23 protein-coding genes are annotated in these 21896 nt (G+C 69.3%); 13 read left to right on the top strand and 10 right to left on the bottom strand.

Translation table 11 applies throughout. From position 1 onward, the window contains the following. Window positions 1-9: 9 nt before the first annotated feature. Together ACKTT0_RS01020 and ACKTT0_RS01015 are read left to right on the top strand one after the other, a co-directional pair. A complete protein-coding gene (locus tag ACKTT0_RS01020; protein ID WP_407847391.1) occupies window positions 10-1068 on the top strand; it encodes a succinylglutamate desuccinylase/aspartoacylase family protein in 1059 nt (352 codons plus the stop codon). An 8-nt stretch (window positions 1069-1076) separates the two neighbouring features. Then, window positions 1077-1994 carry a pyridoxal-phosphate dependent enzyme gene (locus tag ACKTT0_RS01015; RefSeq protein WP_407847389.1) on the top strand — a complete coding sequence of 306 codons (918 nt, stop codon included), beginning with the start codon at window positions 1077-1079 and terminating at the stop codon, window positions 1992-1994. A 46-nt stretch (window positions 1995-2040) separates the two neighbouring features. Here the strand turns inward: ACKTT0_RS01015 and ACKTT0_RS01010 are convergent, their stop codons facing one another. Both ACKTT0_RS01010 and ACKTT0_RS01005 read right to left on the bottom strand, forming a co-directional pair. Continuing rightward, complete coding sequence (locus tag ACKTT0_RS01010) at window positions 2041-2424, bottom strand: RNA-binding S4 domain-containing protein (RefSeq protein WP_407847387.1); 384 nt, start codon at window positions 2422-2424, stop codon at window positions 2041-2043. Between the two features lie 28 nt (window positions 2425-2452). Next, on the bottom strand, window positions 2453-3112 hold the full coding sequence (locus ACKTT0_RS01005) for a glutathione S-transferase family protein (RefSeq protein ID WP_407847386.1): 660 nt from the start codon (window positions 3110-3112) through the stop codon (window positions 2453-2455). Window positions 3113-3359: 247 nt separating this feature from the next. Here ACKTT0_RS01005 and ACKTT0_RS01000 point away from each other — a divergent pair, with 247 nt between their 5' ends. The 4 genes from ACKTT0_RS01000 to lpdA are packed head-to-tail and all read left to right on the top strand — an operon-like array spanning window position 3360 to window position 8428. Then, on the top strand, window positions 3360-4592 hold the full coding sequence (locus tag ACKTT0_RS01000; RefSeq protein ID WP_407847385.1) for a 3-methyl-2-oxobutanoate dehydrogenase (2-methylpropanoyl-transferring) subunit alpha: 1233 nt from the start codon (window positions 3360-3362) through the stop codon (window positions 4590-4592). Between the two features lie 2 nt (window positions 4593-4594). Beyond that, window positions 4595-5638 (top strand): alpha-ketoacid dehydrogenase subunit beta, encoded by a 1044-nt coding sequence (locus ACKTT0_RS00995; protein ID WP_407847383.1) that lies wholly within the window; start codon window positions 4595-4597, stop codon window positions 5636-5638. Window position 5639: 1 nt separating this feature from the next. Next, a complete protein-coding gene (locus ACKTT0_RS00990; protein ID WP_407847381.1) occupies window positions 5640-7034 on the top strand; it encodes a dihydrolipoamide acetyltransferase family protein in 1395 nt (464 codons plus the stop codon). Beyond that, window positions 7031-8428 (top strand): dihydrolipoyl dehydrogenase, encoded by a 1398-nt coding sequence (gene lpdA, locus ACKTT0_RS00985; RefSeq protein ID WP_407847379.1) that lies wholly within the window; start codon window positions 7031-7033, stop codon window positions 8426-8428. The genes ACKTT0_RS00990 and lpdA overlap by 4 nt, the downstream gene beginning before the upstream one ends. Before the next feature lie 14 nt (window positions 8429-8442). Here lpdA and ACKTT0_RS00980 read toward each other — a convergent pair whose 3' ends face one another. Beyond that, window positions 8443-9621, bottom strand: a complete 1179-nt coding sequence (locus tag ACKTT0_RS00980) for an acyl-CoA dehydrogenase family protein (protein ID WP_407847377.1) — start codon at window positions 9619-9621, stop codon at window positions 8443-8445. A 92-nt stretch (window positions 9622-9713) separates the two neighbouring features. Between ACKTT0_RS00980 and ACKTT0_RS00975 the strand changes: the two genes are divergently transcribed. Further along, window positions 9714-10625: a LysR family transcriptional regulator gene (locus ACKTT0_RS00975; protein WP_407847376.1), complete on the top strand. Its 912-nt coding sequence runs from the start codon at window positions 9714-9716 to the stop codon at window positions 10623-10625. 14 nt (window positions 10626-10639) lie between these two features. On the opposite strand, the gene ACKTT0_RS00970 is transcribed toward ACKTT0_RS00975, so the two are convergent. Next, the gene (locus ACKTT0_RS00970) at window positions 10640-11626 is read right to left on the bottom strand and encodes a Bug family tripartite tricarboxylate transporter substrate binding protein (protein WP_407847374.1); all 987 of its coding nucleotides are present in this window, start codon (window positions 11624-11626) and stop codon (window positions 10640-10642) included. Between the two features lie 218 nt (window positions 11627-11844). Between ACKTT0_RS00970 and ACKTT0_RS00965 the strand changes: the two genes are divergently transcribed. From ACKTT0_RS00965 to ACKTT0_RS00955, 3 genes are read left to right on the top strand one after another with little or no spacing between them, the layout of a single operon-like run. Next, a complete protein-coding gene (locus ACKTT0_RS00965; RefSeq protein WP_407847373.1) occupies window positions 11845-13401 on the top strand; it encodes an AMP-binding protein in 1557 nt (518 codons plus the stop codon). Between the two features lie 60 nt (window positions 13402-13461). Continuing rightward, on the top strand, window positions 13462-13998 hold the full coding sequence (locus ACKTT0_RS00960) for a cysteine hydrolase family protein (RefSeq protein WP_407847372.1): 537 nt from the start codon (window positions 13462-13464) through the stop codon (window positions 13996-13998). Window positions 13999-14040: 42 nt separating this feature from the next. Continuing rightward, entirely contained in the window at window positions 14041-14682 is a 642-nt protein-coding gene (locus ACKTT0_RS00955; protein WP_407847370.1) for a VOC family protein, read from the top strand. Between the two features lie 18 nt (window positions 14683-14700). Here the strand turns inward: ACKTT0_RS00955 and ACKTT0_RS00950 are convergent, their stop codons facing one another. The 6 genes from ACKTT0_RS00950 to ACKTT0_RS00925 all read right to left on the bottom strand — a co-directional run bounded on the left by ACKTT0_RS00950 (window position 14701) and on the right by ACKTT0_RS00925 (window position 20693). After that, window positions 14701-15963 carry an MFS transporter gene (locus ACKTT0_RS00950; RefSeq protein ID WP_407847368.1) on the bottom strand — a complete coding sequence of 421 codons (1263 nt, stop codon included), beginning with the start codon at window positions 15961-15963 and terminating at the stop codon, window positions 14701-14703. Between the two features lie 135 nt (window positions 15964-16098). After that, on the bottom strand, window positions 16099-16878 hold the full coding sequence (locus tag ACKTT0_RS00945; protein WP_407847366.1) for an SDR family oxidoreductase: 780 nt from the start codon (window positions 16876-16878) through the stop codon (window positions 16099-16101). A gap of 31 nt (window positions 16879-16909) precedes the next feature. Further along, window positions 16910-17905: a 2Fe-2S iron-sulfur cluster-binding protein gene (locus ACKTT0_RS00940; protein WP_407847364.1), complete on the bottom strand. Its 996-nt coding sequence runs from the start codon at window positions 17903-17905 to the stop codon at window positions 16910-16912. 25 nt (window positions 17906-17930) lie between these two features. Beyond that, on the bottom strand, window positions 17931-18407 hold the full coding sequence (locus ACKTT0_RS00935; RefSeq protein ID WP_407847362.1) for a GlcG/HbpS family heme-binding protein: 477 nt from the start codon (window positions 18405-18407) through the stop codon (window positions 17931-17933). Between the two features lie 38 nt (window positions 18408-18445). After that, window positions 18446-19903, bottom strand: coding sequence for an aldehyde dehydrogenase family protein (locus ACKTT0_RS00930; protein WP_407847360.1), 1458 nt, complete (start codon window positions 19901-19903; stop codon window positions 18446-18448). Window positions 19904-19964: 61 nt separating this feature from the next. Next, a complete protein-coding gene (locus tag ACKTT0_RS00925; protein WP_028353265.1) occupies window positions 19965-20693 on the bottom strand; it encodes an iron-containing redox enzyme family protein in 729 nt (242 codons plus the stop codon). 275 nt (window positions 20694-20968) lie between these two features. Here ACKTT0_RS00925 and ACKTT0_RS00920 point away from each other — a divergent pair, with 275 nt between their 5' ends. The 3 genes from ACKTT0_RS00920 to ACKTT0_RS00910 are packed head-to-tail and all read left to right on the top strand — an operon-like array spanning window position 20969 to window position 21891. After that, on the top strand, window positions 20969-21265 hold the full coding sequence (locus tag ACKTT0_RS00920; RefSeq protein WP_407847357.1) for a 2Fe-2S iron-sulfur cluster-binding protein: 297 nt from the start codon (window positions 20969-20971) through the stop codon (window positions 21263-21265). 13 nt (window positions 21266-21278) lie between these two features. Then, on the top strand, window positions 21279-21608 hold the full coding sequence (locus ACKTT0_RS00915; protein WP_407847355.1) for a ferredoxin: 330 nt from the start codon (window positions 21279-21281) through the stop codon (window positions 21606-21608). Window positions 21609-21612: 4 nt separating this feature from the next. After that, the gene (locus ACKTT0_RS00910; protein ID WP_407847353.1) at window positions 21613-21891 is read left to right on the top strand and encodes a 2Fe-2S iron-sulfur cluster-binding protein; all 279 of its coding nucleotides are present in this window, start codon (window positions 21613-21615) and stop codon (window positions 21889-21891) included. Window positions 21892-21896: the final 5 nt, after the last annotated feature.

The raw sequence follows: 21896 nt of genomic DNA, 5'->3' as shown, positions 1-21896 counted from the left end.
CTCCGATCTATGTCGGGCCAGCATAGGCCGGCCGCGAATCGGGAACTGGCCACGTACTTCAGCGACGTCGAACTGGACCGGCCCGGCAAGCAGGCCGGCTATGTGTACTTTCCGCATTCGCCGCACGACGACGCATGGGGCACGGTGCGGGTGCCGATCGCCGTGGTGGCCAACGGGGCCGGCCCCACCGTGCTGCTCGAGGGCGGCAACCATGGCGATGAATATGAAGGGCCGATCGTGCTTGGCGAGCTCATCCGCGCGCTGCGGGCGGACCAGGTGCAAGGCCGCCTGATCATCATTCCAGCGATCAATGCGCCCGCGGTCGATGCGGGCCGGCGCACCTCGCCGGTCGACGGCAAGAACATGAACCGGGTGTTTCCCGGCGACCACGCCGGCACCCTGACCGACCAGATCGCCGCGTTCGTCAACGACGAGCTGATTCCGCGCGCGGACGCCTTTCTCAGCCTGCATTCGGGCGGGTCTTCCTTGAACATCGTGCCCAGCACCATTGTCATGCCCAGCGCCGACCCGGCCCAGTTCCGGCGCTGCCTGGATGCCGCGGCGGCGTTCGGGGCGCCGATGTGCGTGGTGATGGACAACCTGGGCGACCGGCGGCTCTGCGTGACTGCGGCCATGGCGGCGGGGCTGACCTGCGTCAGCACCGAAATGGCGGGCGGCGGCCTGGTCAACCCGGAGGCCGCCGAATTGTGCCGGGCCGGGACGCGGCGGGTGCTGGACCTGTGGGGCGTGCTGGCGGATGCGCGCCAGGCGGCCGCGGCTGCCCCGGAGCGGGCCTACAGCGAGATCAGCGGCGCGCAGGCCTACGTGATCGCCTCGGAGCAGGGAATCTTCGAGCCCGCCGCCCGCCTGGGCCAGGCGGTCCGGGCCGGCGACCTGGCCGGGCGGATCCATTTCCTCACCGCGCCGCATAAGGCGCCGGCCGAGTTGTTGTTCCGCGATTCCGGCGTCGTGTACGCGATCCGGCAATTCGGCCGCGTACAGCCCGGCAATACCTGCATGGTGGTCGCCGGCGAGAAGGCCGCCAAAGCCGGCCGTGGCCGGCAATAGGTGTGCCCATGTCATTACACGTCCTGACCCCTGTCCTCCAGTCGATCGAGCTCGGCGCGGCCGCCGCGCTCGATGTCACGTTGAAGCTGGAATGCGTCCAGCCCGGCGGCTCGTTCAAGATACGCGGCGTGGGCCATGCCTGCGAGCGCAAGATGGCGGAGGGCGCGCGGCGCTTTATATCGTCATCCGGCGGCAACGCCGGCTATGCGGTTGCCTATGCCGGCCGGCGGCTGGGGGCCGAGGTCGTCGTCGTGGTGCCCGCCACGACTTCGGAGCGCGCCAAGAACCTGATCGGCCAGGAAGGCGCGCACGTCATCGTGCATGGCCGCAGTTGGCAGGAAGCCAACGAACACGCGCTGTCCTTGCTGACGCCGGATTCGGCGTTCATCCACCCGTTCGACGATCCGCTGCTCTGGGAAGGGCACGGCACCCTGGTTGACGAGCTGGCCGCGCAAATGGACCGGCCGGACGTGATCATCTGCTCGGTGGGCGGCGGCGGCCTGCTGGCCGGCGTGGCGGCCGGCCTGCGGCGCAATGGCTGGGAGGGCGTCGGAATCCTGGCCGTGGAAACGGCCGGCGCCGCTTCGTATGCCGCGGCCCTGGCTGCCGGCCGGCCAGTGGAAATCGACGCGATCAGCACGGTGGCCACGTCGCTGGGGGCGCGGCGCGTGTGCCCGCAGGCGCTGGCGCTGGCAGACGAACTGACCATCAAGAGCCAGGTGGTCAGCGACGCGGCGGCCATACGCGGCAGCGCCGACCTGCTGGATGCGCATCGCTTGCTGACCGAACCGGCCTGCGGCGCCTCGATCGCCGGCCTGCAGGCGGTGGGCGCGCAGTATCCGGAGGCGCGCCGCGTCGCCGTGGTGGTGTGCGGCGGCGTGGGTGTGACCCGCGAGCAGCTGAACCGCTGGCTGGCCGCAACCTGACCGGCCGGGCACCGCGCGCCGCCGCATGCAGCGGCGCGCGGCGCGGTCACTTGCCCCGCACCAGGTCGATCAGGCGGCGGTCGCGCTTGGTCGGCCGTCCCGCGGCGATACCGTGCGCGGGTTCCGGGGCCAGGCGCCGCAGTTCCGCGGCCCGTTCACGCGCGGCGATGCTGTCGGGGGTTTCTTCATACAGTTGGCGCGCCACCGGCGCCGGCCCGCGCACGGCGCTCAGCGCGCGCACCCGCGCCTGGATGGCGGGGTCTTCCTTGCGCACGCTGACCAGGTCGCCGACGGTGATTTCGCGCGCGGGCTTGGCGGGCTGGTCATTGACCAGCACCCGGCCCTTGCCGATTTCCTGCGCGGCCAGGCTGCGGGTCTTGTAGAAGCGGGCCGCCCACAGCCATTTGTCGAGTCGCATTTTGTCTGCCATAGGCGCCATTCTAGCGGCCGCCCGCCGCTCAATCGCGGTCCGGCGCGCCCAGCGGGAAGAACGCCCGGTACGGCCGGGCCTCGTCGACTGCCCGCGCGAACGATGGCCGCTGCAGCAGCCGGCGGCGGTAGGCGACGACGGTAGGATGGGCGTCGCCGATGGGGTGGGTCCAGTCGGCGTAGAACAGGAACGGCGCCGCGGCGCAGTCGGCCAGGGTGAAGTCCGGCCCGGCGGCCCAGCTCCGGCCCTGCAGCGTGCGTTCCAGCCAGGCATAGGAGGTTTCCAGCATGTCGCGCGCCTGCCGCACGCCGTGGGGGTCGCGCGCCTCGGGCGGGCGCAGGGCGTCGAACACGATCTTCTGCTGCGGCGTGGCGACGTAGTTGTCGAAGAACCGGTCCAGCATGCGCACTTGCAGGGCGGCGGCCGGGTCGGCCGGAATCAGCCGCGCCGGCCCGGGGTGGTGCACGGCCAGGTGTTCGATGATGCAGGTCGCCTCCATGACGGTGTGCGCGCCGTCCACCAGCAGCGGGAAGCGCTTCATCGGCCACAGTTCGGCCAGCCGCCGCATGGCCGGACTGTCGGGGCCTTCGAGCAACTGCGGCTCGAACGGGATGGCGTTTTCATAGAAGGCGATGAGCGCCTTCTGGCAGTACGAGGAAAAGGGGTGGAAAAACAGTTGCAGCGCCATGTTCGCAGTCTCCTGGTTGGGAAGGGGCGGGTTCGCCCTGACAGACGACGAACGGCGCGGCCCGGAATCGACATCGTGGCCGGGGCGGCCGCCCGCTCGTCGCCCCGGGCTTGTGCTAATCTGTTTCATGCCGGACGCGCCGCGGTTACCCCGCTCGCGATCCGGCCGCGGCCGACTGCGCGGTTACCTCCCGCACCAGGCCTTTGCAATAAACAACGCATGACACAATCAAGCGTGGAGACAATACATGAGCCAATACGGGCCATTGAAATTGCACGTCCCCGAGCCCACTGGACGGCCGGGTTGCAAGACCGATTTCTCTTATCTGCACCTCTCGCCGGCCGGCGAGATTCCCAAGCCTCCCATTGACGTTGCCGCGGTCGACACCGGCGAGCTGGCCTATCGGCTGGTGCGCGTGATCGACGACGACGGCCGCGCCGTCGGACCCTGGGCGCCGGACCTGGCCCCCGAGATGCTGCGGGCCGGCATGCGCGCCATGCTCAAGACGCGTATCTTCGACGCGCGCATGCTCACCGCCCAGCGCCAGAAGAAGATCTCATTCTATATGCAGAGCCTGGGCGAAGAGGCGATCGGCTCGGCCCACGCGCTGGCGCTGGAGCCGGGCGACATGTGCTTTCCCACGTACCGGCAGCAGAGCATCCTGCTGACCCGCGACGTGTCGCTGGTCGAAATGATGTGCCAGCTCATGTCCAACGAGCGCGACCCGCTCAAGGGCCGCCAGCTGCCGGTCATGTATTCGAAGCGCGAAGCGGGCTTCTTCACCATTTCGGGCAACCTGGCCACCCAGTTCATCCAGGCGGTGGGCTGGGGCATGGCCTCGGCCATCAAGGGCGACACCCGCATCGCCTCGGCCTGGATCGGCGACGGCGCCACGGCGGAAGCCGATTTCCACACGGCGCTGACCTTCGCCCATGTGTACCGCGCGCCCGTCATCCTGAACGTGGTCAACAACCAATGGGCCATCTCGACCTTCCAGGCCATCGCTGGCGGCGAGGGCACGACCTTTGCAGGCCGCGGCGTGGGTTGCGGCATCGCGTCGCTGCGGGTGGACGGCAATGATTTCCTGGCGGTGTACGCCGCCTCGCAGTGGGCCGCCGAGCGCGCCCGCCGCAACCTGGGCCCGACGCTGATCGAATGGGTCACCTACCGGGCGGGCCCGCATTCCACTTCCGACGACCCGTCCAAGTACCGTCCCGGCGACGACTGGAGCCATTTCCCGCTGGGCGACCCGATCGCGCGCTTCAAGCAGCACCTGGTCGGCCTGGGAATCTGGTCGGACCGCCAGCACGATGAGCTCAAGGCCGAGCTCGAGGCCGAGATCCTGGCCGCCCAGAAAGAGGCCGAGGGCTACGGCACGCTGGTGGATGGGCACGTGCCCAGCGCCGCCAGCATTTTCGAGGACGTGTACAAGGACATGCCGGAGCATCTGCGCCGGCAGCGCCAAGAGCTGGGGGTCTGAGCATGGCGAGCGACAAGAATATGGGTCCGGCGACCACGTCGATGACCATGATCCAGGCTTTGCGTTCGGCCATGGATGTCATGCTGGAACGCGACAGCAATGTGGTGGTGTTCGGCCAGGACGTCGGCTATTTCGGCGGCGTGTTCCGCTGCACCGAGGGCCTGCAGGCCAAGTACGGCACCTCGCGCGTGTTCGATGCGCCCATTTCCGAGGGTGGCATCGTCGGCGTGGCGGTGGGCATGGGCGCCTACGGCCTGCGGCCGGTATGCGAGATCCAGTTCGCCGATTATTTCTATCCGGCTTCCGACCAGATCGTGTCGGAAGCCGCGCGGCTGCGCTACCGCTCGGCGGGCGAATTCATCGCGCCCATGACCATCCGCATGCCGTGCGGCGGCGGCATCTACGGCGGGCAGACGCACAGCCAGAGCCCCGAAGCCATGTTCACGCAGGTGTGCGGCCTGCGCACCGTGCTGCCGTCCAACCCGTACGACGCCAAGGGCCTGCTGATCGCCGCCATCGAGAGCGACGACCCGGTGATCTTCCTGGAACCCAAGCGCTTGTACAACGGCCCGTTCGACGGCCACCACGACCGGCCGGTGACGCCGTGGAGCAAGCATCCCGCCAGCCAGGTGCCGACCGGCTACTACACCGTGCCGCTGGAGTCGGCCGCCATTGTGCGGCCGGGCAGCGCTCTGACGGTGCTGACCTATGGCACCACCGTGCACGTGTCGCTGGCCGCCGCCGAGGAAACCGGCCTGGATGCCGAGATCATCGACCTGCGCAGCCTGTGGCCGCTGGACCTGGACACCATTGTCGAATCGGTGCGCAAGACCGGCCGCTGCGTGGTGGTGCACGAGGCCACCCGCACCTGCGGCTTTGGCGCCGAGCTGGTGTCGCTGGTGCAGGAACATTGCTTCCACCACCTGGAAGCGCCCATCGAGCGCGTCACCGGCTGGGACACGCCGTACCCGCACGCGCAGGAATGGGCGTATTTCCCCGGGCCGGCCCGCGTGGGCGCGGCGCTGCAACGCGTGATGGAGGCCTGACATGGGAATTCACATCATCAAGATGCCCGACATCGGCGAAGGCATCGCCGAAGTGGAACTGGTGGGCTGGCACGTCAGCGTGGGCGACACGGTCGCCGAAGACCAGCCGCTGGCCGACGTGATGACCGACAAGGCCACCGTCGAGATTCCGTCGCCGGTGGTGGGCAAGGTGGTGGCGCTGGGCGGCACGGTCGGCGATACCATGGCCGTGGGCAGCGAATTGATCCGCCTGGAAGTCGAGGGCGCCGGCAATGCCCGGGCCGAGGCCGCGCCGGCCGGTCCGGCGCAACCGCCGGCCCCGGTCGAGGCGGCCGACGCGCCGACGGCCGCGCGCGCTGCCGACGCACCCGGCCAGGCCGTCGCGCAAGCGCCGGCGCGGCAGCCCGGCGGGATCGCCGGAAGGATCGCCGCGGACATGGCCAGTGGCGCGGCCGCCGCCCCGGGGGCGGCGCTGCCGGCGGATACCGCGCCGGCGCAAGCGCCGGCCCGGCCGCCCGCGCGCGCCCGCCAGCCGGGCGAGCGGCCGCTGGCCTCGCCGGCGGTGCGCAAGCGCGCCTGGGACATGGGCATCGAACTGCGCTTCGTGCATGGCTCCGGTCCGGCCGGGCGCATCCTGCACGAGGACCTGGACGCCTACCTGCAAGGACAGCGGGCGGCGGCGCCGGCCGCCCGTTCCGGCTATGCCGAGCGGCACGACGAGCAGCAGGTGCCGGTAGTCGGCCTGCGCCGCAAGATCGCCCAGAAGATGCAGGAGTCGAAACGCCGCATTCCGCACTTCAGCTATGTCGAGGAAATCGACGTCACCGAGCTGGAAGAACTGCGCGCGCAATTGAACCGCAAGTACGGCGAGTCGCGCGGCAAGCTGACGCTGCTGCCGCTGCTGGCGCGCGCCATGGTGATCGCGCTGCGCGATTTCCCGCAGATCAACGCCCGCTATGACGACGAGGCCGGCGTGGTGACGCGCTACGGCGCGGTGCACCTGGGCGTGGCCACGCAGACCGACGGCGGCCTGATCGTGCCGGTCCTGCGCCACGCCGAGGCGCGCGACATCTGGTCGCTGGGCGAGGAGATCGCCCGATTGGCGCAGGCCGTGCGCAGCGGCAAGGCCGAGCGCGACGCGCTGACGGGCTCCACCATCACGCTCACCAGCCTGGGCGCGCTGGGCGGCATCGTCAGCACGCCGGTGATCAATCATCCAGAAGTCGGCATCGTCGGAGTCAACCGCATCGTCGAGCGGCCGGCGATCCGGCAGGGCGCGGTCGTGGCGCGCAAATTGATGAACCTGTCCTCGTCGTTCGACCATCGCGTGGTCGACGGCATGGACGCGGCGCAATTCATCCAGGCGGTGCGCGCGCTGCTGGAACAGCCCGCGCTGCTTTTCGTGGAGGCGCCATGAGCGAGACCCGAACCACAACCCTGCTGGTGATCGGCGGCGGGCCTGGCGGCTATGTGGCGGCCATCCGCGCCGGGCAACTGGGCGTGCCCACCATCGTGGTGGAAGGCCGGCAACCCGGCGGCACCTGCCTGAACATCGGCTGCATCCCGTCCAAGGCGCTGATCCACGCGGCCCAGGAATATGAGCGGGCCCGCGAGTATGCCGGCGCGTCGCCGCTGGGCATCTCGGTGCAGGCGCCCGCCATCGATATCGCCCGCACGGTGGCCTGGAAGGACGGCATCGTCAGCCGCCTGACCGGCGGCGTCGAGGCGCTGCTGAAGAAGAACGGCGTGCAATTGGTGCGCGGCTGGGCGCGCGTGCTCGACGGCAAGACGGTCGAGGTCGATACCGCCCAGGGCGCGCAACGCATCCAGTGCGAGCACCTGCTGCTGGCGGCCGGCTCCGAGCCCATGCCGCTGCCCTCGATGCCGTTCGGCGGCAAGGTCATTTCGTCGACCGAGGCCTTGTCGCCCACGGCCATACCGGGACGCCTGGTGGTAGTGGGCGGCGGCTATATCGGCCTGGAGCTGGGCACCGTGTACCGCAAGCTGGGCGCCGAAGTGGCCGTGGTAGAGGCGCAGGACCGCATCCTGCCAACCTACGACGCCGAGCTGACCAAGCCGGTGGCGGCCGCCCTGGCGCGCATGGGCGTGCAGCTGTGCCTGGGGCGCAAGGTGCTGGGCATGAATGCGGCGGGCGACGCCGTGCGGGTGCAAGACGCTTCCGGCGCCGAAACCGCGCTGCCGGCCGACCAGGTATTGCTGGCCATCGGGCGGCGGCCCCGCACCCAGGGCTGGGGGCTCGAGGCGCTGCAGCTGGACCGCGCCGGCAATGCGCTGCGCATCGACGACCAGTGCCGCACTTCGATGCGCAATGTGTGGGCCATCGGCGATATCGCCGGCGAGCCCATGCTGGCGCATCGCGCCATGGCGCAGGGCGAGATGGTGGCCGAGCTGGTGGCCGGCCAGCGGCGCCGCTTCGCGCCCGCGGCGATTCCCGCGGTCTGCTTCACGGATCCGGAAATCGTCACGGCCGGCCTGGCGCCGTCGCAGGCCCAGGCCGCCGGGCTCGACTGCCTGGCGGCGACATTCCCGTTCGCCGCCAATGGGCGGGCCATGACGCTCGAGGCCACCGACGGCTTCGTGCGCGTGGTGGCGCGGCGCGACAATCACCTGATCGTTGGCTGGCAGGCGGTGGGGCGCGGGGTGTCCGAGCTGGCCGCGGCGTTCTCGCAGTCCCTGGAAATGGGCGCGCGGCTGGAAGACGTGGCGGGCACCATCCATGCGCACCCCACGCTGGGCGAGGCGGTGCAGGAGGCGGCCCTGCGGGCGCTGGGACACGCGCTGCACATCTGAGCGCCGGCCGGGCGTCAGCCCGGCTGGCGTTCGGCCGCCGCCAGTATTCCCTTGGCGATGGTGTTGCGCTGGATCTCGCTGGTGCCCGTGACGATGCGGTACAGCCGCAGCCGGCGGAAGATGAATTCGACCGGGTGGTTCTTGGTCACGCCGACGTTGCCGTGGATCTGCATGGCCTTGTCGGCGATCTCGAAGCAGCGCTCGGACACGAACAGCTTGCACATGGCGGCCAGTTCGCGCACGTCCTCGCCGGCGTCGGCGCGCTCGGCGGCCGCCAGCACCATCTGTTCGCAGGCATACAGGGCCGTGGCCATGTCGGCCAGCATGTGCTGGATGGCCTGGAAGCGGCTGATGGGGCCGCCGAACTGCTGGCGCGTGCGGGCGTAGTCCACCGCCATGCGGAAGGCCTGGCGCGCCAGGCCGATCATGGTGGGGCAGTGCAGCAGCCGGTTGACGCTGACGCGGTTCATGGCAATGCGAAAACCCGCGCCGGGCTCGCCGATCAGGTTCTGCTTCGGCACGCGTACCTGCTCCAGCACGATATCGGCATCCACATACTGGCCGGTCATCGGCACGCAGTCGTGCACCAGCCGCACGCCGGGCTGGTCCAGGTCGATCAAGATGGCCGAGATGCCGTCCACGCCCTTGTCCGGGTCGGTCACGCACATTGTCACGGCGAAGTCGGCGAACATCGACGCCGTGATGAAATGCTTCACGCCGGTCACGATGTAGTCGTCGCCGTCCGCCACCGCCAGGGTGCGCAGGCTGGTGGCGTCCGAGCCCGATTGCGGCTCGGTCATGGCGAAACAGGCGCCGCGTTCCGCGTTGATCACCGGCATGATGTAGCGCTCGAGCTGGTAGGGCGTGGCGTAGCGCACCAGGTTGCCCACGCGCGACGGGCCGCCCCAGTCGCCCAGCACGTGCGGGAACAGAATGGCGCCCGAGGCCGCCGCATCATCCTTCAGCACGCACAGGTCGCGGTAGGACAGGCCCTGGCCGCCCAGCTCGCGGGGCAATTGCAGGCCGTACAGGCCGAGAGCGCGCGAGCGCCGCCAGATCGAGCGGACCAGCGCGCGCGGGAATTCGTCTTCGTAGCCCAGGCCTTGCGAGCGTTCCATGGGAAGCAGCTCGTCGTGCAGGTAGCGGTGCAGGCGCTCGCGCAAATCCGCCAGTGTCGGGGTGTCCTGTGCCATGGTGCGTGTCTCCTTCGGATATCCACGCAGCTTGACAGCCTCGTGCTGGTTCGCGATTATCTTTTTCCTGTTCTTGATAACCAGGCGGAATCGTGCGACTCGAAGATCTGGACTATTTCCTGGCGGTGGCCCGCGCCGGGCACGTGGGGCGCGCGGCCGACGGCATGGGCATCAGCCAGCCGGCCCTGACCAAGGGCATACGCCGCCTGGAAGAAGAGCTCAAGCTGCAGCTGTTCGTGCGCACGCCCAAGGGCATGGAGCTGACCATGCCGGGCAAGGCGTTCTACCAGCGCAGCATGCAGGCGCGCCGCGAATTGGACGAGGCGCTGCGCGAGGCGGGCGACCTGCATCGCGGCAGCATCGGGCTGGTGCGGGTGGGTGTCACGCCGCTGTTGGTCGAACCGGTGTTCAACGGGGCCTGCGTCGAGCTGCTGGCGCAGCGGCCGGCCGCCAAGGTCAACGTGATGGTGTCGCTCAACGATGCGCTGATCCCGGCGCTGCGCCAGGGCGAACTGGATTTCTCCATCAGCTCGCTGCACGACTCGGCCGCGCCGGCCGAGTTCGACCGCATTCCGCTGTTGCGCGACCGCCTGTTCGTAGCGGCGCGCCGCGGACACCCTTTGTTCGACCGGGCCAGGATCCGCTTCGAACACCTGGCCGGCCATGGCTGGATGCTGCCGGGCTTGCAGGTCGCCTCGCGCCGCTGGCTCGAAACGCGCTTCGAGCAGCGCGGCGCGCCCCGGCCCGAGATCGTCATCGAGTCGAATTCCTCGGTGGCGAGCCTGGTCAGCATCCTGCACAACACCGACCTGCTGACCGTCATCAGCGAGATCACGCTGCGCTCGGAAGCCGGCCAGGGCCTGGCCGCGGTGCCGCTGGACGACGTCACCTGGCATCGCGAGGTCGGCATCATGACACGCCGGGGCGGCTATCGATCGCCGCTGGCGCAGCGGCTGATCGAGATCCTGCGCGAGCGAGCCAGCGCCGCCCGGTTGCGTGACTGAGAGCCTGTGGGCGGCTATTGGTTGCGCAGGCCGAGCTGCTCGATGAGCGGGCCGTAGCGGTCCGCCTCGGCCGCGATCAGTTCGCGGAACTGTTGCTGCGATCCCGCGATGGGTTTGAACGACTGGGATTCCAGCGCCCGCTGGACCTCGGGCTGCGCCACCACTTTCACCAAGGCCTGGTTGAGCCGGTCCACGATCGCCTGCGGGGTGCCCCTGGGCACGGCGATGCCGCCCCAGCTGCCGCTTTCGAAGCCGGCGTAGCCGGCTTCGGCAACCGTGGGCACGTCGGGCAGGGAGCCGGCGCGCTCGCGGCTGGTGACGGCGATGGCCCGCACCTTGCCGCCCTCGATGAACGGCATGGCGGGCGCGACCGCGATGATGCCGACGCCGACCTGGCCGCCCGCCAGGTCGTTGATCATATTGCTGCCGCCGCGATAGGGCACGTGCAGGGCGTCGATGTCGAAATGCTGCTTGACCGCCTCGAAGGTGAGGTGCATGGACGAGCCCACGCCGGGGCTGCCGTAGCTGAGCTGGCCGGGATGCGCCTTGGCGTATGCCGCCAGGTCCGCCAGGGTATGGATGGGCAGGCTGCTATTGACCAGGATGACGTGCGGCGACAGGCTGATGCCGGCCACCGGGACAAGGTCGGCGATGGGATCGAAGGTCAGCTTGGGCGACAGGTGCTTGGCGATGGCGAAATTGCCGCCGTATTCCAGCAGGGTGTAGCCGTCCGGCGGCGCGTTTGCCACCTTGGCGCCGCCGATGCTGCCCCCGCCGCCGCCGACATTCTCGACGATGACGTTCTGCCCCAGCTCGCGGCCGAGCGGGTCGGCCACCAGGCGGGCAATGTAGTCGAACTGGCCGCCGGCGGTGAACGGCACCACCAGGCGGATCGGGCGGTCGGGATAGGCGCCGGCTCGCGCGCCCGCGGGCAACAGGGCCGCCAGGCCGCCGGCCAGGGCGGCCATGGCCAGCCAGGGGCGGAAGTTGGATAGTCGCACAGATGTCTCCTGGATATTGATAGGCAGGCTTGCGAACCTGCTGCCGGCTAGATTTAACCCGTCGCGCGGCTTGCGGCGATGCCGCGCGCGTCGATCTCGATAACCGTCCGGTATGGCGCGCCCCGATAACGCGGCGGCATGGAGATTCGCGCCGGGGTTATCCGGCGGGCGCCGCTCAGCCGCCACCATCGCGCTACGGAAACGATGGAGGCATCCGCATGAACCAAGGACGATATACCAGCCGCAACGCGGCTTACTGGCGCGACCGTCCCGCCATCATCTTCGGCGACCGCACGGTCAGCTTCGGTGAGCTGGATACGCGCTCGAACCGGCTGGCCAACGCCTTGCTGGGGCTTGGCCTGGCCAAGGGCGACCGGGTGGCCGTGCAGGCCTGGAACTGCCCGGAGATCATCGAGCTGGAGTGCGCCCTGTACAAGGCGGGGCTGGTCAAGGTCGCGCTGAACGCGCGCCTGTCCAGCCGCGAAGTGGTCGATACGGTGAACAACGCGCAGGCCCGCGTGTTCATCGTCGACCCTGCCCATAGCGAGGAGGTGGCCGCCGTGCGGCAGGAGCTGGACAGCGTCCGTCACATGATCGTCACCGGCGTCGACTACGTGGCCGGCTGGCGGCCCTATGAGTCCTTCATCGCGGCGGGCGCGGACCGCAATCCGGATGTGGAGATGGCCGAGCACGACCTGGCGGTGCTGCATTTCACCTCGGGGTCCACCGGCAAGCTGAAGGCCGCCATGCAGACGGTAGGCAATCGCATGGCCTCGCTGCGCAAGGTGGTGATGGGCCGCATGCGGGCCAACCCCGGCGAGGTGCTGGCGCTGGCCGGGCCCATCACGCATGCCAGCGGCATGTTCATGCAGCCGTTCCTGTTCCAGGGCGGCACCATCCTGCTGCACGACCGCTTCAACCCGGAGGCCTTCCTTGCATCGGCCGAGCGCCACCGCGCGGCGTTCAGCTTCATGGTGCCGACCATGATCAACATGCTGATTGCCGAGCCCAGCCTGCGGCGCCGCGACCTCAGCGCGTTGCGGCAGATTTCCTATGGCGGCGCGCCCATGGCGCCGGCGCGCGTGCGCGAAGCCTGGGAAGCCCTGGGGCCCAAGCTCAGCCAGGGCTATGGCACGGGCGAGACCACCGGCGGCCTGGCCCTGCTGAGCACGGCCGACCATGCGCATGCGCTGGCCGCGCGTCCCGAGCGGCTGTCCTCCTGCGGCCGCTTGTTCGGCGAGGGCGAGCTGCGCCTGCTCGACGAGCAGGGGCAGCCGGTGGGCTGCGGCGAAGTCGGCGAAATCACCGTGCGCGGGCCCGACGTGTTCGCCGGGTACTGGGGCGAACCGGAATTGTCGGCGCAGGCGCTGCGCGACGGCTGGCTGCACACCGGCGACCTGGCCCGCATGGACGACGAAGGCTTCGTCTACATCGTCGACCGCAAGAAAGACATGATCATCACCGGCGGCTTCAACGTGTATCCCACTGAAGTGGAACAGGCGCTCTACCAGCATCCCGAGGTGTACGAGGCCTGCGTGTTCGGCATTCCCGACGACAAATGGGGCGAGGCGGTCAAGGCCGTGCTGGTGCTCAAGCCCGGGGCGCGGGCGGACGAGGCCGCGCTGATGGCGCATTGCCGCGCGCACCTGGCGGACTTCAAGAAGCCGCGCAGCATCGACATCGTGGCCGAGCTGCCGAAGAACGCCAACGGCAAGCTGGCGCGCAAGCCGCTGCGCGACGCCTACTGGGAAGGCCACGAGCGCAAGGTGGGCTAGGGCCGGTTTGCGCGGCCGGCGCGGCGCGGTAGACTGGCTCCTTTCCGCATGGAGTCCGCCATGTCGTGCGCTTTGCTGGTCATCGACGTACAAGAGGGCCTGTTCGGCCCCGCGCCGCGCCCGGGCGACGCGGACGCCACCGTGGCGCGCATCAACGACCTGGCCGCGCGCGCCCGTCGGCAGGGCGCGCCGGTGATCTACATCCAGCACGAGTCCGCCGACGCCAGCCTGGCGCATGGCTCGGCCGCCTGGCGGCTGCTGGGCGCGCTGGACCGGCAAGCCGGCGACCCGGTCGTGGGCAAGACCACGGCCGATGCCTTCCTGCGCACCGGGCTGGCGGCCCTGCTGCAGCAGCACGCCGTGTCGCGCCTGGTGGTGTGCGGCTATGCGTCCGAGTTCTGCGTCGATACCACGGTGCGCCAGGCGGCCGCGCGCGGCTATGACGTCGTGCTGGCGGCCGATGCACATACCACGCACGACAAGCCGCACGCCGACGCCGCGGCGATACGCCTGCACCACAACATGACGCTGCCGGCCATTTCGAGCTTCGGGCCGCGCATCGCCGCCGTGCCCGCGGCGCAGGTGGAGTTCGCATAACGAGCCGGCGGCGCGCCGCCGCCCGGCACACCAGGAGTTCGCATGCAGACCCTGCTGGACCATATTGCCGTGGCGGCCCCCGACCTGGCCACCGGCGCCGATTTCGTCGAGCGCGCGCTGGGCGTGCGGCCGGGGCCCGGTGGCGCGCATCCGCGCATGGGCACCCACAATTTGCTGCTGCGGCTGGGGGATGACGTCTATCTGGAAGTGATCGCGCCGGACCCCGCCGCGCCGCGGCCGGCGCGGCCGCGCTGGTTCGAGCTGGACCGGCTCGGCGCCGATTCGCCGGCGCGGCTGGCGGCCTGGGTGGCGCGCACCGATGACATCGGCGCGGCGCGCGCGGCCGGCGGCGACTGGATCGGCGAGATCGAGCCCATGACGCGCGGCGCGTTATCGTGGCGCATCACCATTCCCCCCGACGGCAGCCTGCCGTGCCAGGGCGCGGCGCCCACGCTGATCCAATGGGATGCCGAGCCGCACCCGGCTGCCGCGCTGCCCGACGCCGGCTGCGCGCTGGAGTCGCTGGAGGTCTGGCATCCCGATCCGGCGCGCGTGCGCGCCGTGCTCGACGCCGTGGCGTTTGCCGGCCAGGTGACAGTGCGCGGCCTGCCGGCCGGCGCCGCGCCATCTCTGCGGGCGCGCATCCGCACTGCCGATGGCGTGCGGGTGCTGGGGGCGGTGTAAGAAGCCGGGCAGGGGGCGTCAGTGCGCCATGCGCGGCGTCGCCATCAGGGTGTAGCCCTGCGCCGGCAGGCGCAGCGCGATGAGCGCGGCGGCAAGCAGCAGGGCGCCGGCGCTGCCGAACGCCACCCAGTGGGTGCCGAAAGTCTCGTAGCCCCAGCCGCCCAGCCACGAGCTGATCATCGCGCCCACCTGGTGCCCCAGGTAGGCGCAGCCGTACAGCACGCCGACCAGGCGCACGCCGTATACGTCGGCCAGGATGGCCGAGGACATGGCGATGCTGCCAGACCACACCACGCCGCCGATCGCGGCCGCCACGTACAGTTCCCAGTGCGTGCCCACCACCATCAGCGCGAAAAAGCCCAGGCCGCGGATCAGGTAGATGGTGGCCAGGATCTTGCGGCGCGGCAGGGCGTCGGAAACGCGGCCCAGCACCAGGGTGCTGAAGATGGCCACCAGGCCGATCAGGCCGATGCCCAGCGAGCTGGTGGTGGCGTCGAAGCCATGGTCCATCAGCATGGGAATGCCGTGCGTGCCCAGCAGGTTCATGCTGAAGCCACAGGCGAACAGGCCCAGCGTGATCTTCCAGAACGGCGCGGTGCGCGTGGCCTCGCGGAACTTCAGGCTTTCCGGCAGGCCCGCGCCCGCGCCGGCGGGCCGGGCGGCGATCTGCTCAGGCGTCAGGTCGGCGTGCGGCGGCGCATGATCGCGGATCACGAACAGCGCCATCGGCACGGTCAGCACGGTGAACACCACGGCGAAGCCCAGCAGCGCGGTTTGCCAGCTGGTGGATTCGACGGCGTAGGTCAGGGCGGGCGTCATGATGGCGATGCCGGCCATCGAGCCAGTGGACAGGAAGAACAGCGCCATGCCGCGCCGCCGCGTGAACCAGCGGGTCAGCACGGGCGTGAGCGCCACCGGGCTGGTGAAGGCCAGGCCCAATGACATCAGCACTCCGAAGGCGAGGAAAAAGCTGAACGGGTCGCGCGCCCGGACTGTCCAGACGATCGAGGCTACGACGATGATGGTGCCGAGCAGCAGCACGAAGCGCGTGCCATGCCGCGCGACCAGCACGCCGGCCAGCGGCATGCCCAGGCCGTAGCACAGCATGCCGATGGCCACGATGCTCGACAGCAGGCTGCGGCTGAAGCCGAGGTCCTGCGCCATGGGCAGGAAGAACGGGCCGACCCCCATGCGCATGCCCACGGTCAGCAGGGTGAGGAGGGTGGCCGCCGCTACGATGTTCCACCCGAAATACCAGCCGCCAATACGTGTCCCAGCCACCTTGGTCTCCTGAATCTTGTTTGCGTGGCCGCCGGTGCCGCGGCCTAGGCGCGATTGTGCGCCTTTTTGGGCGGGCGCGCTGGCGCGACGTTCGATCAACGAACTTTCGGCGGGGACCGGGGCCGGGGGACCGGGTCAGTAGGTGCCGGGGTATTCGCCGCCGTCGATCAGCCAGCTCTGGCCGGTGATGTAGCCGGCCAGGTCGGAGGCCAGGTAGGCGACCAGCGCGCCGACCTCGTCGGCGCGGCCGAAGCGGCCGGCGGGGTTGGCCGCCATGCGGGCCTGGCGGATTTCCTCGTACGGGCGCCCGGTGGTCTGGGACAGCTTTTCGATGTGGCGCTGCTGCGCGCCGGTGTCGAAGGCGCCCGGCAGCACATTGTTGATGGTGACATTGTGGCGGATGGTCTGGCGCGCCAGGCCGCCCACGAAACCGACCAGGCCGGCGCGCGCGCCGTTGGACAGCCCCAGTTCGGCGTGCGGCGCCTTGACGCTGCGCGACACGATGTTGACGATGCGGCCATAGCCGCGCTGCTGCATGTCGTCCACCACGCGGCGGATCAGTTCGATGGGGCCCAGCATCATGGCGTCCAGCGCGGCGTGCCAGGTGGCCTTGTCCCAGTCGCGGAAATCGCCGGGCGGGAAGCCGTCGGCGTTGGTCACCAGGATGTCGGGCGCCGGGCAGGCGGCCAGGGCGGCATCGTGGCCGGCCGCGGTGGTGATGTCGGCCACCACGCAGTCGACGCGCTGGCCGGTTTCGGCGGACAGCTCCTCGGCCGCGGCGCGCAGGGTTTGCAGTGTGCGGGCGGCGATCACCACCCGCGCGCCCTCTTGGGCCAGGCGGCGGGCGGTGGCGCGCCCCATGCCCTGGCTGCCGCCGAAGACCAGTGCCGAGCGTCCGCTGATTCCGAGTTCCATGGCTGTTCCTGCTGTCGAGGGTTGTGAAGAATCAGTGCGATTGGAACACGAAGCTGTCGGCGTACAAATGCGCCGCGTCGGCGCCGGCGCGCACGAAGCGGGTCTTGGCGTCCTGGATCATGGCGGGCGAGCCGCACAAGTACAGCGAATGCTCGGACAGGTCGGGCAGGTCTTGCAGGATGGCATCCTGCACGTAGCCGGCGCGGCCGCGCCACGCGCCCGAGGGGCGCGACAGCACCGGCACGAAATCGAATTCGTAGAGCCGGTCGCGCCAGCTGGCGATCTGGTCGGCCAGGTACAGGTCCTGCTCGCCGCGCATGCCCCAGTAAAGGCTGACCGGCGGGCAATCGTCGTCGTCCAGCAGCGATTCCAGGATCGCCTTGATCGGCGCGATGCCGGTGCCGGTGGCGGCGAACACCATGGGCCGGTAGTCCTGCGCGTGATAGTGGAAGGCGCCGTGCGGCATCTCGACGCGCAGGCGCTGGCCGGCCTGCATGCCGCCCAGCAGGCGGTCGGTGAAGTAGCCGCCGGCGATGCGGCGGATCTGCAGGTCCACCCGGCCGGCGTCGGGCGGGTTGGCCATCGAGAAACTGCGATGGCCGGCGTCGTCCAGATGGACGTTCAGGTACTGCCCCGGGCGGTAGACAATGCCGTGATCGGCCGGCAACTGCAGCTGCAGGTGATAGATGTCGGGACTCAGCAGGCGCAGTTCGGCGACCTCGGCGTCGACCAGCGTCGGCTCGGAATAGCCGCCGGGCCGTTCCACGCTGATGACCAGGTCCGACAGGGCCCGCGCCTGGCAGGCCAGCCCCTGGCCTTGCGCGTGTTCCTCTTCGCTCAGGGCCAGGGGCAGCTCTTCGTAGTCGACCCGGCCTTCCAGCACCTGGATACGGCAAGTGCCGCAGCCGCCGAAGGTGCATTCGTGCGGCAGCTCGACGCCCTGGCGGGCGGCCGCCGCCAGGATGGTCTCGCCGTCGGCGACATCGAATTGTTGCTGGCTTTGCAACCACAGGACGCGGTGTGCCATGTCGGTTTCCTGTCGCGCTGCGGCGTTATTTCTTGATGTCGGCCTGGACCACGACCTCGGCCTTGCCTTGCAGCAGGTCGCGCAGCGCCTGCAGCGCGGCGACGCCGCAGGCCGTGTCCTGTTCGCCGTTGCCGCCGGACAGCCCGACGCCGCCGATAACCTCGCCGTTGACCACGATGGGGTACCCGCCCACGAACACCGCGAACTTGCCGTCGAAGCTCCACTGGATGCCGAACGCTTCGTTGCCCGGCAAGGCGGGGCCATTGGGGGGCGTATTGAACAAGTGGGTGGAGCGCTTGTGGCCGGCGGCGGTGAAAGCCTTGTTCCAGGCGATCTGCGGGCCGGTGACGCGCGCGCCGTCCATGCGTTCCATGACGATCGGGAAGCCGCCCTCGTCGGTGATGCAGACGGTCTCGGTCACGCCGATCTCGCGCGCCTTTTCCAGCGCCGCGGCGGCCATGGCGCGGGCTTCGGCCAGTTCAAGTTTCAATGCGTTCTTCATGGTTCGATCCGTAGTTAGTGAGTGGGCGTGGCGACGGCTCAGATGCCGCGGTAGATGGTCTTGATCTGGGTGAAGAAGTCCAGGCCGGCGCGGCCCGACTCGCGGAAGGTCGACGTGCTGGAATGCTTCAGCCCGCCGAACGGCGCGTTGACCAGGTTGCCGGTGGTGGTGCGGTTGATCTTCACGGTTCCCGCCTCGATGTCGTGCGCGAACACGTGCATGTAGTGCGGATTGCGGGTAGCAATGGCGGCCGACAGCCCGTATTCGGTGTCGTTGGCCTTGGCCAGGGCGTCCTGGAAGTCGCGCGCCTCGATGATGGCCAGCACCGGCCCGAAAATCTCTTCGCGCGCAATGCGCATGTCCTGCGTCACGTCGGTGAATACGGCGGGCGCGACGTAGTAGCCGCGCTCGTAGTCGCCGCCGCTGAGGCGTTCGCCGCCGCACAGGTGGGTCGCCTCGGCGCGGCCGATCTCGATGTACTGCAGGACCGTATCGAGCTGCTTGGCGGTGGCCAGCGGCCCCAGGTCCATGCCGGCCGCCATGCCGGGGCCGATCTTCAGGGCGCGGATGCGGGCCAGCAGCTTCTCGGTGAAGCGCTGCTTGATCTCGGCGATGGCGACGATGCGGCTGGTGCCGGTGCAGGCCTGCCCGGTCAGCGAGAACCCCCCCTTGATGGCGAGGTCGACGGCGGCATCCAGGTCGGCGTCTTCCATGACGATCAGCGGGTTCTTGCCGCCCAGCTCCATTTGCAGGCGGGTGGTCAGGTGCACGCTGCGGTGGATGTGGGCGCCGGCCTGGGTCGAGCCGGTGAACGAAATGGCCCGCACGGCGCGCGAAGTGGTGATGACCGGGCCCACGTCGGCGGCGCGCCCGGTGACGCAGTTGACCACACCGGCCGGTATGCCGGCATGGGCCAGCGCCTCGACCAGGTGCAGGCCGCTCAGCGGCGCGTCCGACGACGGCTTGAACACCACGGTGTTGCCGGTGATCAACGCCGGCGCCAGCTTGCGCGCCGGTATGGAGGCCGGGAAGTTCCACGGCGAAATGACGGTGACCACGCCAAGCGGCTCGCGATGGCTGTATACGTACTGCAGCGGATCATCCTGCGGGTAAGTCTCGCCGCCGAAGGTCTGGCCTTCCACCGCGTAGAAGCGCAGGGTCTGCGCGCTGCGCAGGATCTCGTCGCGCGCCTGCGCCAGCGCCTTGCCTTCCTCCAGGGTCAGGTCCTCGGCGAAACGGGCCGCATTGGCTTCCAGGTAGCTGGCGGCCTCGTTCAGGATCTTGGCGCGCTTGCCGATGGGGGTGGCGCGCCAGGCATGGAAAGCGCGCGCGGCGGCGCTCACCGCCGCCTCGGCATCGGCCGCGCCGGATGCCTGGAAGCGCCCGACCACCATTCCGGTATCCGCCGGGTTGATGTTGTCGAACGTCCGGCCGGACTGGCAGGGCTGCCACTGGCCGTCGATGTAGTTCTGGTAATGCGTGATGGAGTCGGTCATGCCGCTGCTCGGGTGATGGTTCGGTGGTGGGCGGGGCGCCGCGCAACGGCGCCCCGGCGGCTCAGGCCAGCGCGAGCTCCTCGCGCGGCACGTCGTTGGCCACGTAGTCGTAGTACAGCGCGGTGGTGTACAGCAGCCGCATCTGCGCGCCGATTTCGCAGATGCGCAGACACTTGGCCTGCAGCTCCGGCGTGTTGGCATGCTCCAGCACGATCTGGTAGCCGCGCTCGCCGTGGATCTCGTCGGACACGATGTGCAGGTCGAAGAACTCCACTTCCTCGTCGGTGAAACCGTACTTCTCGCGCAGCGTGGGCGTCTGCTTGCGGTAGATGGAAGGCACCTGCGACTCCAGGCCGACCACCAGGCCGGCCACCGCGACCACCGGGTCCTCGCGCATGGCGACGGTGTAGCACCAGGCCTGCAGGCCGCGCGTGGTGGGCGACATGTTGTCGGGGTCGACCACGCGCTCGCGCGTCGTGCCGCAGGCTTCGGCGAAGCGGATCAGCAGATCGGTATGGCGGTCGCCGCCGATCTCTTCCTCGTACATATTGGCCAGCAGGAAGTCCTTCGCCTCGGTCATGTGGTCGGGCGTGCGCGCATACAAGTAGCCGAGGTAGTCGGCGAACGGGCCGACATAGTGGTAGTGGTTTTCCGCCCAGCGCGCCAGGTGGGCGCGGCTGAGCTTGCCTTCGGCCCAGGCGACGCTGAAGGGCGCCTTGTTGGCGCTCTTGCCCTTGATGGCGTTCTCGAGCGCGGAGCGGAAGTCGTCGCGATTCATCAGTTCAGTCATGGCTATTACCTCGGTAGTGGGTGGGCCGCCGCAAGTCTCGCAGTCATCCTGGAATGCGACGATGTAGAATACTGTATACCAGATTGGCTGCAAGTCAATGAATTCGCATCAGGGATAACCCGCAAATCACGCTGTAGGCGCCGGTAAAGTGACGTGTTTTCCCTATGAAACACTCAACGACGGGCGGGATAGGGATTTACGCCTATTGGCGGTGATTTGCCAAATCGTATACAGTATACCTGTACTGCGGTAATGCGCCGCGCAGGAGATGTGTCATGCCCCGAGTCATATTCCACAAGAACGGCCAGACCTACGCGGATGAGGTCAAGGCGGGCTCGAACCTGGTCGTGCGGGCCGGGATCAAGCAGTTCCCGTTCCCGCACCTGAGCTATGAGTGCGGCATGGGCAAGTGCGCGCGCTGCGCCTGCAAAGTGGTGGCGGGCGGCGAGCACCTGCCGCCGCCCAACTGGAAGGAAAAGAAGCAGCTCGGCGAGCGCCTGGAACAAGGCTACCGGCTGGTCTGCCAGCTCTGGCTCGAGCACGACATCGAACTGCGCCAGGAAGCGGCCTGAAGGAGAGGCGCATATGTATGTCATCCTGACTTCCAAGCCCGGCCAGTACCGCACCGAGGCCGGCGCCGATATCGCGCTGCTGGAGGCATGGGACTACATCCTGTGCGGGCGCGTGCGCGCGCATTTCGAGATCGGCCGCCTGCACCGGGAGACGCGCGTGCGGGTCGTCGAAGAGGACGGCAGCGGCACGGTCAACTGGGTGCCGTCGAAATTCCTGGAACGCTTCGACAGTTATGACGCGGCGCGCCGCGAGCTGGACCAGCTATGCGCATTCGGCGGGCTGGACGCCTGCCTGCAGGCCGCCGCCGTCGCGGCGGCGCCTTCCGCTATCAACCGGCCCTAGATCCATGATCCGCATCACTTTCATCACCAACCAAGGCAAGACCGCCGAGATTGCCGAGAAAACCAACTTGCTGCGCGCCTCGCTGCGCGCGCAGGGCGGCATTCCGTTCAAGTGCGGCGGGGGGCTGTGCGGCACCTGCAAGTGCACGATCGAGAGCGGCCGCGAAAACGTCGACGAGATCAAGCCCAAGGAACGCAAGCACCTGACCGAGGAACAGCTGGCGCACGGCCGCCGCCTGGCGTGCCAGACATTCGTGCACGGCGACATTTCAGTGTCCTGGTAGCGCCC

It is taken from the genome of Bordetella saccharivorans, from assembly GCF_045862855.1.
Taxonomy (GTDB): Bacteria; Pseudomonadota; Gammaproteobacteria; order Burkholderiales; family Burkholderiaceae_B; genus Bordetella_A; species Bordetella_A petrii_F.
This window is presented reverse-complemented; position numbering and strand designations above follow the sequence as displayed.